The 16,086-nt window shown below is 63.4% G+C and carries 8 protein-coding genes; all 8 read left to right on the forward strand.

What is annotated here, in order from left to right; all coding sequences use genetic code 11:
• Window positions 1–299: 299 nt before the first annotated feature.
• Window positions 300–3,716 carry a hypothetical protein gene (locus tag CSQ87_RS10885; protein WP_100512845.1) on the forward strand — a complete coding sequence of 1,139 codons (3,417 nt, stop codon included), beginning with the start codon at window positions 300–302 and terminating at the stop codon, window positions 3,714–3,716.
• Between the two features lie 946 nt (window positions 3,717–4,662).
• Window positions 4,663–6,444, forward strand: coding sequence for a hypothetical protein (locus tag CSQ87_RS05360; protein ID WP_100512846.1), 1,782 nt, complete (start codon window positions 4,663–4,665; stop codon window positions 6,442–6,444).
• A 71-nt stretch (window positions 6,445–6,515) separates the two neighbouring features.
• Entirely contained in the window at window positions 6,516–8,816 is a 2,301-nt protein-coding gene (locus tag CSQ87_RS05365) for a SpaA isopeptide-forming pilin-related protein (RefSeq protein WP_100512847.1), read from the forward strand.
• A 407-nt stretch (window positions 8,817–9,223) separates the two neighbouring features.
• Window positions 9,224–10,990, forward strand: coding sequence for an isopeptide-forming domain-containing fimbrial protein (locus tag CSQ87_RS05370; protein ID WP_100512848.1), 1,767 nt, complete (start codon window positions 9,224–9,226; stop codon window positions 10,988–10,990).
• 326 nt (window positions 10,991–11,316) lie between these two features.
• Entirely contained in the window at window positions 11,317–12,666 is a 1,350-nt protein-coding gene (locus tag CSQ87_RS05375) for a DNA recombination protein RmuC (protein WP_100512849.1), read from the forward strand.
• Between the two features lie 394 nt (window positions 12,667–13,060).
• Window positions 13,061–13,342, forward strand: coding sequence for an HTH domain-containing protein (locus CSQ87_RS05380; protein WP_100512850.1), 282 nt, complete (start codon window positions 13,061–13,063; stop codon window positions 13,340–13,342).
• Between the two features lie 222 nt (window positions 13,343–13,564).
• Window positions 13,565–14,287, forward strand: coding sequence for a type I phosphoribosyltransferase (locus tag CSQ87_RS05385; protein WP_100512851.1), 723 nt, complete (start codon window positions 13,565–13,567; stop codon window positions 14,285–14,287).
• A gap of 86 nt (window positions 14,288–14,373) precedes the next feature.
• Window positions 14,374–15,954: a CAP domain-containing protein gene (locus CSQ87_RS05390; RefSeq protein WP_100512852.1), complete on the forward strand. Its 1,581-nt coding sequence runs from the start codon at window positions 14,374–14,376 to the stop codon at window positions 15,952–15,954.
• Window positions 15,955–16,086 lie beyond the last annotated feature (132 nt).

The following is a 16,086-nucleotide window of genomic DNA, read 5'->3' on the forward strand; positions in this document are numbered from 1 at the left end:
CCTAGAGTCCCGTCACCCTCCGCTACCTTCCCCTCGGGGGGAAGGTGTCTGGCTCTGCCAGACGGATGAGGGGTCCTAAAGCCCCTCCCACCCCCAATTTGCGGTGCCTTATGGTCGTTTTTCCCGCAGAAAACGACCGAAAAGCACCGCAAATTTGCGTTTTCGGGCACGACCGCCATACTTTTCGGGCCGTGCGCCGCCGCGGCGAGTAAGGTGGTATTCGGATTATGGCATCCGTTTCGCCATGTGGTATTGGGCAATGCGGATGCGCTGGAAGGCATGAAGACGTAAGGGGACTCATGGGGTCTGCATCCATCGATCGGCGCGAACGCGGCACGACGACGATCAAGGCGATCAGGGCCGTGGCGGCGACGCTGTTCGCGGTACTCGCCGCGGTCGTTATGACGCTCGGCATGTTCGGCGGCACACCGGCCTACGCGGCCAACGCCATGAGCGCGGTCGCCACGAATGTATCCTCCAACGTCTCGACGGCCAGCCAGATCATGCGCATCGGGGTATCGGTCGAGCGCTACGATCAGGCCGGAGACGACCAGTACGCCATCGTCGTGACCAACAACGATCCGACGAAGACCGCCACCGCGATCAAGGGATCGACCACGATTCCCGCGGACATCGCCGAATCCGGCAAGCTCACCACGGTGGACTGGACGGTCGGCGACCTCGCTCCCGGCGATCACGCCTACGCGCTCGTCGACGGCCAGACCCTCACCGTCAAGCTCGCCGAATCATCCGGCACGACCGACGACGGCAACACCGGAACCAACGACGGCACCAACACCAGCAATGGCAACACCAACACCAGCACCGGCACGACCACACCGGGCAACAACGCCGACAACGGTTCCGGCAACAACGCTTCCACCAACCCGAACTCTTCCGCCACGGATTCGTCCAACACCGACTCCGCCAGTAAGACCCCCGCCAACAAGACCCCCTCCGGCAACGTCTCGGCCGACACGAACACCGCCAAGTCGCCTGACAAGCTTTCCCGCACCGGCGTCTCCATCGCCGGCATCACCGGATTCGCCCTGCTGCTCCTCGCCGCGGCCGGACTCATCGTCGGCCGCCGCAACGCCGTCGCGGCCCGGCAGACCGGGGTCTCCGGCACCACCGCCGGCACCACCAACACCGGCACCACCGCCCACATGAGCGGCCACGCCCACCTCGGCACCGACCGTATCCACTCCGGCCCCCGCCTCTCCGCCCGCGCCCTGATCGCCGCATCCGTGGCCATCGCCATGCTCGGCGCCGGTCTGATGATCGTGCCGAACGCGCTCGCCGCCGAACCCGGCAGCGAATCCACCGCCGAACCCACCGCCAACCCGGCCGGCGAAAACGCCAGCGTGGACGTCATCTCCGTGGTCACCGTCAACAATCACGGCTACGAGATCAACTCGCACGTCACCGCCACCTTCGTCGAACCGAAGAAGGAGACCGTCGCGGTCGTCGGGCAGGCGCAGGACGCCGGCAGGCAGCCGGTGAAGAACGCGCAACTCAATCTCACGGCCACCGGCGAGCAGCCGGTCACCGTGACCACCGACGCGGACGGCTATTTCGTCGCGCACCTCACGCGCAACGTCCGGTATGACGCGGTCGTCCGCGACACGGCCGCCGTCCCGGAGGGACAGGCCGCCCCGCAGATCGTGAAGGCGACTCTGCTGGCCAAGCAGCGCAACGACATCACCGTGCAGAACGTCACCGGTGCGATCACGCTCGGCCGCAAGGTGGTCGAAGGCACGGCGAGCGGCCAGATCAAGTCGTCCGCCATCTACCTCGACGCCAAGGACTACCGGATCTCCGCCGATCAGAAGACCGTGACCGTCACCGACAAGACCATCGACGTGATCGCCGGAGACATCGTCGTCCTCGCCCCGAATGGCGATTTCGACGGCAAGGTGATCAAGGTCGCCGCCGTGGGCAAGACCGGCACCGGAGCCGATGCGAACCTGACCGTGACCGGCGGGGACGCCGATCTGCCCGATGCGTTCGACCGCATCAGTCTCGACAACACCGTGCTTGACGCCTCCAAGGCGGAGGTGACGCCCGCCGACGGCGTGACTGCGAAGAACCTCGCCGAGCCGGCCGGCAAGACCCGTATGCGCGGGGCGAAGATCGGCGTGGGCGCCGAGGTCGGTCAGTCGCTGAACTACGAGTTCGACTATGCGAAGGATCTGCAGGTCTCCCGGAAGACGACCGCCGCCAAGCCTGAACTGGCCAAGGTGGGCTATGTGGTGAACAAGACCACGCTGGCCAGCAATATCACCGCCAAGGCGACCGTGGATTTCGTCCACTACGAGCAGTCGAACGTGACGCTTGAGGCCAAGACCGAGTTCAACACCGCCGGCGTGGTCTGCGCGAGCTACGCCAAGGAGAACGGGGTGAACCACGTCGATTACTCGGAGACGGAGTGCGCGGGCACTGAGAAGGCCGATAAGAAGGATCCGTCCGGCGAGAGTGGTGCCAAGGACGATGCCGCTGCGAAGGATTCTGCCAAAGCCAAGGCAGCGAAGACCGATTCCGCCAAGCCCGGTTCATCCGGCAGCACCGACAGCACCGACTCCGCCACCGATCAGGAGTTCGAGGGCATCAAGCTCACCAAGAAGCCGATCGCCTGGCGTCTGCCGTGGGGCTTCAAGGTGGAGACCGATGCGACGCTCGTCTCGCATTCCTCCGGTCATTTCCGCGGCACCATGAAGGTCAAGGCGTCGGCCGAGGCGAAGGCCGTGCTGCAGAACGGCAAGGTGACCGCCACCACGAAGGCGTCAGTCGACCCGAACATGGAGCTGACCGCCGCAGCCAAGTACGAGGTCGGTCTGCTGATGGATCCGACGCTCAAGGCGCTGGGCCAGGGCATCGTGACCCTCAAGGGTGAGCCGGGAATCGGCATGGAGGTCCAAGGGCATGTGAAGGTGGAGAACGGCAAACTCAAGCCCGGCGACGCCTCCGCCTCGTGGGAGCTGTACGGCTACTCGAACGAATGGTATGCGTTCCCGATTCTCGAGCCGCTCGGCAAGCTGCCGGAAAGCAATCCGCTGCATGATCTGGGCAAGTACGCCGAGGATCAGGAGTTCAAGGAGAACCCGGTGGCGCGGATCACGCTCGACAAGCATGAGGCCAGCAACGGACCGAAGCAGCAGCTGGCGAAGGTTCGCAAGCAGATCGCGGCCGGTGATTTTTCGTCGATCGCGGGCAAGTACTGCCAGAAGGACGGTCTCAGCTGCGTTTCCATTGACGACAAGGGCCGGTTCCGTCAGGTCTCCGGCACGGTCGAACGGGCGTTCGCCCCGCTGCTGAACGGCGGCGTAAGCCAGCTGGGCACGGGTGACGACAGCCTCAACGCCTGGGAGAAGGACGTGTCGGTGACGCTGTCCGGATCGGTCTCGGAATACCAGTGCGCGCTGCCGAACGGGACGACGGTCAACGGCGAGGCGTGCAAGGCGCTCGGCCGCGAGAACATCACCCGCTGGCCGACCGGCGTGGCCTACTACCCGGCCGGCTGGGAGTCGAAGGACGTGTATCCCGAGACGAATGGCAGCTATCCGCTGCTGGACGGTAGTAAGGAGGTCGACACCTCCACGCCGTTCCTGCAGCCGCTCGGCGACCAGTACGTCTTCGCCCCGCAGGACAACGTCGACCGCTACCCGCTCTCCGGCGGCCTTCAGGCCTCCAACGGCGTCTACTACCTCGTCAAGTAATTCAATCTTGGCTTCCCCCTTGGCTGAGTCCGTTGAGAAAACGCCAGAGGCGTTTTTAGGACTCAGGCGAGCCGACAGGCGAGCAGATGTAGGGGCAATTGGCATTCTGCTCCCGCTGGCGGGAGCTGTCGGCGGAGCCGACTGAGGGTGGTCAGGCGAAGCTGGGATTCGGCCACCCCCAGTCATGCTACGCATAACAGCCCCCGCCGGCGGGGGGCGGGACACTCTGCTCCCGCTGGCGGGAGCCGACTGAGGGTGGTCAGGGAAAGCCCAATATGCACTTTCCTAACCAACCGATCGGGTGGCCGGGGTGCCGCGGGAATCGGGTGAGTATACCGGATCCGTGCGGTGTAATGATCGCAATCGCACATTTCGGTCGTGACGATTGTTGGTTCGTTCGTAACCGACCGTTTAGTTCGTTGATATAACAAGGGATGCTGCAAGGTCGGATTTTGATAACAATTTGATAACGATCGTGGATTGATGCCATTCCGTGATCGGTTTGCCGGCCGTCCGGTGCTATAGCGCAATGTCGCGCGTGTCGGCGGGGGGGGGGGTATCGCTACGCGATTGAAAAATCAAGGATTTTCGCATTTTCGCACGAAATGCAACAACAAGGGCAACAATCGGCAGACTGAACAGGGGTCTCAAAGCGATGTTCGGTTTTGTGTTGACGCTCACATTTCACCCCGTTGCACACCCGTAAACGGGGCATAAGGTGGATGCAGAACCGGTTATTGGAGTCACCGTATTGCGGCGGTGGCAGATGGAGAGAGTTGTGAGTATGCACTGCGGGCGTGGCTGTGACCCGAAGAATGAACGTCACGACGAGAAAAAGAGTCGATCATCCCTATTGTCCAAGCCCCTGTCCAAGCTTCGGGGGTTAGTGTATCATAATACCCCCTATGATGGGGGTCAGTGGTCACGTTCCCCCCGAAAGCGTGGGGTGAAGAATGCCCGGGCAGCCGTCGCCGCCATGGCCGCGGCATCGATGCTCGCCATCGGCATCCCCGCCGTTGGTGTGGTCGGCGTGGCCAATGCCGCCGATCCGAGCGGATCGAATACGATCACCGTCAGCCCCTCGCCGTCCGGCACGTCGTCGAGCACGTCGGACGCATCCAACGCCACCGAAGGCGCGACCGGCACCGACAAAACCGGCACTGACAAGACCGGCACTGACGCGACCGGTACCGACAAGACTCAGTCAGACAGCGGCAACGCCAGCACTCAGGCCCCGAACTCCGGCAAGCCCAGCACATCCGGCAAGACCAACACCAACGCCGGCAACACCAACTCCGGCAAGACCAACGCCACGGCCGACTCCGCCAAGCGTAAGGCCGCATCCGCTCCCGCCGCGGCCCCCGCCGCCGTCGGCGACTGTGCCGCGGTCACCGACTGGGCCACCCTCAAGGACTGCATCGAATCCGCCACCGGCGACGCCACCGTCGCGATCACCGGCCAGATCGACGTCCCCGCCGCCGGCACCATCGCCGTCCCGGCCCACGCCATCACGCTGGTCTCCAAGATCGCCGCGGTCGACGGCAAGACCCCCACCGCCCTCAAGATCGCCGCGGGTGACACCGCCGGCTCGATCTTCGACGTCAAGACCGGCGGTAGCCTCACCGTCGGCAAGGACGCTCAGGACGCGGCCTTCACCTACGCCGGCACCGAAACCGACCCGGCCCAGCGCCGTTTCGCCACCGTCGAAACCAACGCCGCCTTCACCATCAACAACGGCACGTTCCAGTACCTCGGTGCCGATGTCAATGCCGCGGACGGAGCAATGGCCCACGTTAACGGCGGAAAACTCATCATCAACGGTGGAGCCTTCGCTAACAACAAGTCCGCCCACGGTGGCGTGGCCTATATGGCTTCCGGTTCGATGGAAATCACCGACGGTACGTTCAGCAAGAACACTGCAAGCAATGGTGGCGTGATCTACAAGGACAAAGGTTCCGCCACGATCTCAGGCGGTACGTTCTCGGGTAACACCGCGGAGGTCGGCGGTGTGATCACCCAGCAGAACAACGTATCCGATACCGTGAAGTCCACGCTGACCGTGTCGGGCGGTACGTTCACCGGCAACATGGCGACGAAAACCGTCATTAGTTGGAACGGTGGTGGCGTGATCCGCAGCCGAGCCGGAGCGGTTACGGTTTCCGATGGCACGTTCGAACACAACACCTCGTTCGGTTCCGGCGGCGGTGCCATCTTCGTCGGCGACACCGAGACGACCGTCAGCGGCGGTACGTTCCGCAACAACGAAAGCGTCAATGGTCTGGGTGGCGGCGCCATCTATCAGATCAATGGCAAGACGACGATCACCGGCGGCGATTTCGAATCGAACCGTCAGACCTACGGTGATATGCAGCCCGACGGCAGCATCACTTACACGGACTGCTCGGGCGATAACCGCAATGCGTGCCACAGCAATTCGCGTCAGCGTCGCGGTGGCGGCGCCATCCACACGGATTCCGGCGAGCTCACCGTGCAGGGCAAGGCCAAGTTTACGAAGAACTACGAAAAGGAATCGTCGTTCATGAGCGGTGGCGGCGCCATCTACGTGCAGGGCACCCTGAAGGTGCAGAATGACGCTCAAGGACATCGTCCGACGTTCGATGGCAACTGGGCCGGCGTGCTTGACACCCCGTACGACGGCGATGGCAAGATTCCGCTCGGTGGTGCCGGCGGCGCGATCTTCCTGCAGGATGGAGACTCGACCGGTTAGGCACCTTCACCAACAACGTCAGCGGCTACCTTGGCGGTTCCATCTACACGGAGGAGCACTCCACGGCGTATGTGGCCAAGGCCGTGGCCACCGAGAACGTCGCCGGCCATTTCGGCGGCGGATTCTGGCTGTGCCCTTCCGGCAACGGCGAAGCCTCCAAGGGCGGCAACATCGCCCTATACAGCAACAAGACGAATCCGTCCATTGATGCCAACACGACTCCTTCCGACGATGACAAAGAGTCGAAACACAGCAACGATCTCGCCACCATCCAGAAGAATAAGAACTACGGTGGCCAGAATGCGGTCAATCAGGGCGGTGACGACTTCGCGATCATGAACCCGTATTCGAAGCGTGACCATGTGAGCACCAATACCTTCCAGCTCATGGATACGTGGTTCACCGACCGTACCGAGAAGGCGGTCACGTGGTCGTGGGACGGTCAGCCGATCAAGGAGGCCAGCGGCTTTGGCGATTACTGGCAGGGAGGCGCTCCCGGATACAATGAGGCCGTTGCGGCCACGAAAAAGACCGGCGATTTCACCGATCCGCAGGGCAATCCGGTCAATTTCGACTCGGACATGTACATGATTCGGCTGGGTTACAGCGGCCAGACGGACATGTACCAGACCGGCGTGGCGCTGAAGGCGACCGTCACCGGAACCGAGGCCGAGGTCGCGGCCAAGAAGACCGGCGCCATGCAGTCCGCCGCCGTGCGGATGACCGGCAATCAGGCGCGACTCTCCGGTGGTGCGTTTGGCACCAACGGTCGTGTGCTCTTTTCCACCCCGTATACCGCCTCGTGGAGCAAGGTCGACAGTAAGGACTCATCGAAGGAGCTGGCCGGCGCCGAGTGGCAGATCACCACCAAGCCGGCCGAGGTTCAGTTCAAGGATGCCGACGGCAAGGTGACCAAGACGGAAACCGTGACCGGCGGTCCGCTCAACGAGGACTTCTATCCGACGCTGTGCGCCACCGACGATAAGGGTGCGCTCACCGAGGCCGGGAAGACAGCCTACGAAGCGGGTACTTGCTGGAAGCAGGAGACTGACGCCGACGGCAATGTCACCCAGCGATCCGCAATCGTCAAGGACAACGCCGGTGACGAGAGCTACGTCGGCTTCGACAACAACCCCGACGGTGGCGGCTTCGACATCAACAATCTCGCCAGCGGCGTGTATCAAGTCACCGAGCGTAAGGCCCCGACCGGCTATTCGCCGTCGACCGAAACCTACACGTTCACCGTGGCCGACGCCCAGGCCCAGTGGGACAACGGCACCGGCAAGCCCACCACGACCGACAAGGCGATCGGCAACACCCCGTTGCCCGGCGTCTCATGGAAGAAGATCGACGCCGATCAGACGTCGACGGAGGTCGGCAGATCTGGCTGGACAGTCGCCCTGTTGGACAGCAAGGGCGATCCGATCGCCGACGAGACCTACACGGTGGACGACTGCGTGGACGATACGACCAATACTGCGGCCGCGAAGTGTGCGGATGACAAGAACGATCTGACGAAGAAGACCCTGGCCGACACCGACGGTTCGGCCGGAGAGTTCACCATCCAACCCCCGACAGCCGGCACGTACCGGATGCAGGAAACCACCACGCCGAATGGCTACTGGAAGCCCGCCGGCAACGTCTATTACACGTTCACGGTGACGGACGCCGATCTGAACGGCAATACCGACGTCCCGATCAAAGACAAGGACGGCAACACGGTCGGCAATGGATATGGCATTCCGAACACCCAGCCACAGGCCTCGTGGTCCAAGGTGCCGGTCGACAAGAAGGACGATCCCTCCGCACTGCTTACCGGCTCGACCTGGCAGGTGTACGGACCGCTCAATGCCGATGGCAAGGAGATCGCCGGCAAGACCACGACCGCCACGGTGAAGGACTGCGAGAGCGAGTCCGGTGCGCCCGACCCGTGCGCCAGCCACACCAACACCAAGGACGCTGCCGGCAAGATCACCGCATACGCGGACGTGGACAACGCGGGCGGCAAGTTCAAGATCCTCGGACTGACCCCGCCTGACGGTACGACCCACCAGACCTACACGTATCAGCTCACGGAGATCAATGCGCCGGACGGCTACGTGGCCTCCAAGACCACGTACTCGTTCAAGATTCCGGCCGCCGCCACCCATGTGCTGATCGATGCGCCCACGGGAGCGTCGTTGCCGGTGAGCCACAAGCCTTCCGGTAACGAGAACCTGATTCCGAACGTGCGGGCGGTGGCGTCGCTGCCGCTCACCGGTGGCACGACCGCCCGCGAATGGCTGCTGATCGGCGGCGCGTTCGCCGCAGTGGCCGCAGCGACCGGCTTCGGCATCAACGAATACCGAAAGCGGAGGTCCACCATGGCATAGCGAAATCGTGCGGGTGCTTCGTTCGCCACCTCATCCGACCGGCTTCGCCGGCCACCTTCCCCTCAAGGGGAAGGCAAAAAGGACGGCCTACGGCCGACAGCCCCTCGGCTTCTGCCCCCGCTGGCGGGGGCTCCCGGCGGAAGCCGGGTGGGGGTGGTCGAACGAAGCCCGGCGCAAGTCGGGTGCGGCGGCCAAGCGAAGCCTCCTTCTTGGCTTCCCCTTGAGGGGAAGCTGTCAGCGAAAGCTGACTGATGAGGTGACAAACGAAGCCCCTTCACTCATCGCCTATGCCACATAACTAAACACACACAACACTTGCGGATCGCGGAGGCAGTTGACGCTGCTCCTGCTTCCGCGACAGCAGAACAACCAAACACAGGAACAAAGGAAAAGGAAAGAGGATTCTCATGAAGATGAGGAAACTGTTCGCTGGCCTGGCCGCAGCCGCAACGCTGCTCAGCGGCCTCGCGTTCGGTGCCGCCACCGCCAGCGCGGATGACACGGGCACGTCCGTCACCACTAACGCCACGTTCACGTTCAAGACGGATAATGTCGATCAGTGGACCGGTCGTACGATCAAGTACTACAAGCTGGCCGACTACGTGCAGTACGGTACCGGCGCCGATATCAAGTACGGCGTGAAGACCGCGACCACTGCAGATCGTGGAGCCATCAAGACCGCTCTGGATGCTGCGGTGGGCAAGACTCTGACCGTGCCGACCGACAACACCACCGATCTCATGGCATGGGCCCTGCAGAATGGTGCGCTTAACAAGGAAGACACCCCGTGGACCGGTTCTACCCGCAACTTCGCCCGGTCGCTGGCATCGAACACCGCTGTGACAGATGCCCTTACCGAGGCCACCCTGACTGGTACCGATGCTAATCGCACGATCTCCCTGTCCGCCGGTGTCTACCTGTTCCTCGATACCGCCGCCATTACCGATACCACGATTAGCGAAGGCACGAACGGTAACATCTCGAACGGTACTGAGCAGAATGGCAAGGATCCGACCAATAATGTCGGCGGCAAGGTCGTTACCCAGTCCGCTCCGATCGTGCTCGCCTCCGGAACCGTGACTAACGACACCATCACCGATCCAGTGAATGGCGACAATACCATCGCGCTGAAGAACCACGTCACCCCGGTCATCAAGACCTTCAACGACAAGGACGGCACCGTGTCCACCGGCCAGACCGTCCAGTACACGCTGAAAAGCGACCTGCCATCCGTCACCACAGGCTTCGACAACTACAAGTTCTCCCTCACCGATACCCCCGGCAAGGGCCAGACCGTTGACCTGAGCAACAACTTCACCGTGAAGGTCGGCGGCAAGGAGATTCAGGCCTATGACCAGACCTCCAACCCGACCGGCTACGATCTGAGCTTCTCGGATCCCGCAGCCGCACAGGCCAAGAGCTTCAAGGGCGACGGAACCAAGACTTTCACCATCGACCTGAGCAAGTACGTCAATGGTAATAAGGACAATGAGCCTCTGGCCGACACCGCCGTTGAGGTCACCTACAACGTGACCATCAACGAGGAAGCCAAGAGCAATACCTCCGTGCCGAACTCCGTCGAGGTGAACGACAACAACTCCAAGGCTACCGACAAGACCAGCCTGACCCTCGGCAAGTTCGCCTTCACCAAGACCGACGCTCAGGGCAACGCGCTCGCAGGTGCCGAGTTCACCATCACTGCTGTTGACACCGACGCCACTGGCAAGACCGATGCCGTGATTCCGTCCGAGAAGGACAAGGTTGCCACCTCTGGCAGCGATGGTGTGGTCGCCTTCTCCGGTCTCGCTGATGGCGTGTACGAAGTGACCGAGACCAAGGTGCCGACCGGCTTCCTCGGTCATAAGGATGACAATTCCACTCCGTCCGTTGCCGCCAAGTTCAAGGTCACTATCAGCAAGGGCGCTGCCACCAAGTTCGAGAACGTCGACAGCTACGGTCTGGCTCCTGACCTGAACAACCCGACGACCGATACCAACAACAACCCGAACAACCTCACCGACTACAAGGTCAAGAACGTGCGCAACATCACCGAGCTGCCGAAGACCGGTGCCGCTGGTATCGCGATGTTCCTCGTGCTGGCCGCCGTGCTTGGTGGCGCCGGCGCCGTGGTCTACACCCAGTCCCGCCGCACCCGCCGCGCCCTCCACGCGTGAGGTGACCAGAGGGTGGTGAGTGCCGGTCCGTGATTGGATTCACCACCCCCAGTCCGCCTTCCGGCGGACAGCCCCCGCCAGCGGGGGCAGGTTCTTCGCCCCCGCTGGCGGGGGCTGGCGAGCGGCAGCGAGACTGGGGGTGGTCAAATCCCCAATCTGTCACTATTCCCACGAGGCCCTGATGATTCCCGAACCGGAATCATCAGGGCCTCATTCATACCCGAAATCCGTGGGCTCTCACTCAGTCCTACCGATTCCTGTTCCGGGGGGCAAAGTTTAGGCGACGAGGCGTCGTCCCGTCCCGAGTGCGTGGTTAGATCGAACGTATGTTCGAGAATATTGCCGTGATCGTGGCGCTGGTGATCGGACTGGCGCTGGGGCTTGCCGTGGGGATGGCGCTGGGGCGCGCCCGCGCGCATGAGGGTGCGCGTGACGCCCGCAACCACGAGGCCGAGGAGGCCCGTGCGCTGCTGAACCAGACCAATGCCCGGCTGGGTGAGGCGAACCAGCGGGTCGCGGAATACCGGACGCAGGCCGAAGGACTGGCCGATCAGCTCGCCTACGTGAAATCGCAGCTCGCTCAGTCGCAGCAGGCCGAGCAGATGCGCATCCAGCATGAGCGCGACCGGGCGGTCGAGCGTGAGGAGCAGCGGCGGATGGAGCAGGAGCGGTCGCTGGAGGAGCAGAGCAAGGTGCTCAGCGCGCTCGCGCCCGTGCAGAAGAACCTCGACGCCCTGCAGCGCAAGGTCGCCGAGATCGAGGAGGGCCGCCGGCAGGAGATGGGCGCGCTCGGGGCGCAGCTCAAGGGGCTGGGCGACCAGCAGACCCGCCTCGGCAAGGAAACCAGTTCGCTGGCGGCGGCGCTGCGCAACAACAAGGTGCGCGGAGCATGGGGCGAGGCCCAGTTGCGCAACATCGTGGAGTCGGCGGGACTGCTCGAGCATGTGGACTTCGACGTGCAGGTGGTGGTGGACGACGGCGATGGCAAGGTCCAGCGGCCGGATATGATCGTCCATCTGCCGGGTGGCAAGACCATTCCGATCGACGCCAAGGCCCCGTATGCCGACTACCAGCGCGCCTGCGAGATTCCCGACAATGCCCCCGAAGAGGAATACGCCCGCAAGATGCAGCTGCTCAAGGCCCATGCCAAGGCGCTGCGCGAACACGTAAGGGTGCTCTCCGACCGCGCCTACTGGCAGGCGTTCGACACCGCGCCGGACTTCGTGATCGCCTTCATCCCCAACGAGGCCCTGCTGCAGGCGGCGCTGGAAAGCGACCCTTCGCTGCTGGACGACGCCTTCGCGCGCAAGGTGGCGCTCACCTCGCCGGTCACCCTATGGGCCGTGCTGAAATCCGTGGCCTACGCCTGGCAGCAGCAGACCCTCACCGACGACGCCAAGCAGCTGTTCTCCCTCAGCCGCGAACTCTACGACCGCATGGCCAAGGTGGGGGAGCATGCCAGTGCGCTGGGACGGTCGATCACCCGCACGGTGGCCGCCTACAACAAGTTTGCCGGGTCCTTGGAATCGCGGGTGCTCCCCACCGCGCGCAAACTGCACGACTTGGACCAGTCCACGGACATACCCCCCGTTTCGCAATTGGACTCCGGTGCGGTGAACGTCCGCGAGCTCACGGCTCCCGAGCTGTTCCCCGAAAGCGAATCGCGCGCCGACTGACATATCGTGTCGTGGGGGTGATCGATGCCGGCAATCGATAACATCTCCCCCTAGTTTTCCCGCTGAGGAAACAATAAGACTGTATTATAAATACAGCGGTGACAGGGCTCGCCCCCCCCCCAGTTGCCGTTTTGGAAATCGGCGGAGGGGTGTCTGTCAAAGCGGTTGCCAACCTTTGCGCCTAGCTCCTATGTAAAAATGTTACAATTCGCAACAGGCAAAAAATGAAAGCTTAAGAGGCGTTGCTACCGCATGTGGTCGTACGGTATCGGACGGGTATCAAATACCCCCCGTTACGTCGGGCAGTCGGCGCGTGGGTTTCACGCAACGACTGCCCTGTGGCCTGACTCTCGGCTCATCATTCCCACTTTGAGAAGTACATGAAAGGTCCGCAATGAAAGATGGCAAGTTCACTGAGGAGGAGCGTGAGTATCTCAGCCACCTCCCCGCAGTGTCCAAAGTGTCAGAAGACAGGATCTATTACACCGACGCGTTCCGCGACTACTGTCTGCGCGTCTACCACCGCGGCGAATCCCCGTCCGAACTGTTCCGCTGGGCCGGTCTCGATCCCAAGGTGATCGGCTACAAGCGGGTCGAGCGCGCATTTGCCCGATGGCGTTCCTGGGAGGCATCCCAGACGGCGGCATCCCCGGAGACCGGAGACGAACAGCACTGATCCGAACCGATCCAACGTGATCCGCCGATAGGAGACCCGTCCGACGGTGACGGACCTGCTATCGTCGGCGGTCCTTGACTGCCGGGACCCATGCCGAAGGCACCGGAACCTGCGAACCATACGGCGCCTCGGCACGGTTTCCGTCGGTCAAGGATTATTCGCGTCCGGATCGCCGCGTCATGCTCACATCCCTTGACCCTATGCGCAGGTAGGGTGGGAGGTATGACGAACGAAAGCGCAACACCCCGATCCACGGGCTTCCGGGCGACCGGTCCCGCCGATCTCCGTACCGACTCCGCGGCCGGCTCGGCCGCAGCACGATCCTCCGCCCCCACGGCATCCGTCACCGATGACGGATTCGCCGCGAACGGAGGATTTTTCGATCCCAAAGAGCAGCTTCGCGCCATGCTGAAGCGGTCGATCGCCGACCGTACGTTCAGCGAGCTCGCCGACATCGCCTACGATCATCAGGGCGCCGGCTGGATCGGCCACACGCTGCTCGACACCCTCGACGAACAGGGATACGACCTCGACGCCTTCGACGCCGTGGGCGCCCTCACTGCCGCCGCCGTGCCGATGGCCTGCGCCATGGTCCACGCGGCCGCCTCCCGCGGTCAGGACCTCGACGCCTTCGTCATGGACTTCGTCTACCCGTCCATCAAGGGCCCGTCCATCAAGGGCAAGCGCGTGATCCTGCTGGATTCGTGGCTGTCCGAGAAATCCTACGTGCAGACCAGCTCGCTGGTCACGCTGCGTCACGGCAACGAACTCAGCCTCGACTTCGGCATCGTGCAGCACGAAGGCGCCGAGATCAAGGCCGTCGCCGCACTGGTCGGCGGCGTGGACATGGTCCATCCCACGGTCCGCGTCACCAATCCGGTGACCGACGAAAGCGTCGATCTGCCGTTCATCGAGGCCTTCCGGGAATCCGATCTGCGGTCATGATCGGACCGGCCGACAAGCCGGACAGGCCGAATGCCGGCCTGCCACCGGCCGACAAGCCAAATAGGACAAATAGGAAAAGAGGAACAATGAGGAACACAGGTTCGACGGCATGGGGCAAGATCCTCGCCGCCATTGTCTCCGCAAGTCTGGCGGGAACGCTCGGCGTCTCCGGGGCTTTTGCTCAGGAGACTGATTCGTCCACGGCCGCGACGGCCACTCAGTCCGTCCAGCAGACTCAGTCCGTCCAGTCTGCACAGTCCGTCCAGCAGACCCAGTCAGCCCGGCCCAAGACCGACACCGCTCCCGCCACGCGCGACAAGGCCAAGTCCGGCGCCCAGCCGGATGCCCAGTCCCAGACCGGCGGCGCCTCCGCGGCCAACAGCGTCTCGTCGGTGACCGGAGTCGACCTCGGCGGCGGCACCGTCGTATACGCCAGCGACTCCATCGACCAGCAGGCCGTATACCGTCAGGCGCTCGCCCGCGTGACGAAGTGGCGTCAGGACGCGCTGAACGACAAGCGCATCAAGATCAACGGGCTCACGGTCGCCGACTATCTCGCCAAGTCGGGAGTCTCCCAGTCCGACTACCTGTCGCCGAAGTGGTCGAACACGCTGGAGCGCATCGCCATCCAGCGCGCGATCGAAGCGTATGACGCCAGCTACGGCCACGTCCGCCTCAACGGCGAAAGCTGCTTCTCCGCCACCGTCGGCAACAACGGTGCGTACGGCGAGATCCTCGCCTGGGGATCCGCGAACATGGCCGACGCGATCGACCTGTGGGCCTCCGAAAAGGGCGACTACATCAAGATGCTCAACGGTCAGTCCCACGGGCAGACCGGCCACTACGAGATCCTGATCGACCCCGCCTATGACGCCTACGGATTCGCCGGTTCGAGCAGCCAGTACTACGGCACGGCGTTCGCCGGCGAGGCCGGCACCTCGCTGGGCTCCGACGACACCACGCCGACCAATCTCAAGGGCCGGTACGACTTCCCGGTGGCCGTCTCCGATTCGCTGATCAACCAGGGCACGACGAGCAACATCCCCGGTTCCATGGCCAAGGGATCCAGGGTCAACGCGCAGGTGAAGCTCAAGTACGGTAACGGCCGGTACGTGCTGCGCGGCAGCTGGGCCTCCACCGACCCGTCCGTGGTGTCGACGACCGCCCCCGGCAACGTGACCGCCGCCGGCAACGGTTCCGCCACGCTGACGCTCAACGCGAGCGGCAAGACCCTCCGCTTCGACGTGAAGGTGGTGTCCGCGGCGAGCGTGTACCGCGTGTACAACCGCAACTCCGGACTGCACCACTACACCACGTCGGCCGCCGAACGGAACATGCTGGTCCATCTCGGCTGGCGTGACGAAGGCACCTCGTTCAGGACCGTCGCCAAGGGCACGCCCGGCTCCAAGCTCGTGTACCGCGAATACAACCGCCACAACGGCACGCACAACTGGACGATGAGCCTCGGCGAGCACAACATGCTCAAGCGCGTCGGCTGGAAGGACGAGGGCGTGGCGTGGTACGTGATGCCCGACGCCGCCACCAACGTCTACCGCCTGTACAACCGCAACTCCGGCGAGCACGTATATACCACGAGCTACGGCGAATACCTGGCCGTCCAGCGCGCCGGCTGGCGCGGCGAAGGCGTCGCCTGGCGTTCACTGTAGGCGTCACTCCTTAGGGCTTCGCCCTCTGGGGGAAGATGAGTGCGCCGTTGAGGTAGACGCAGGCGTCCACCGCCTTGCCTTCCCCTCGAGGGGAAGGTGGCCGGCAGAGCCGGTCGGATGAGGTGGCTGAGC

The organism is Bifidobacterium simiarum (assembly GCF_002802905.1).
GTDB classification, from domain to species: domain Bacteria; phylum Actinomycetota; class Actinomycetes; order Actinomycetales; family Bifidobacteriaceae; genus Galliscardovia; species Galliscardovia simiarum.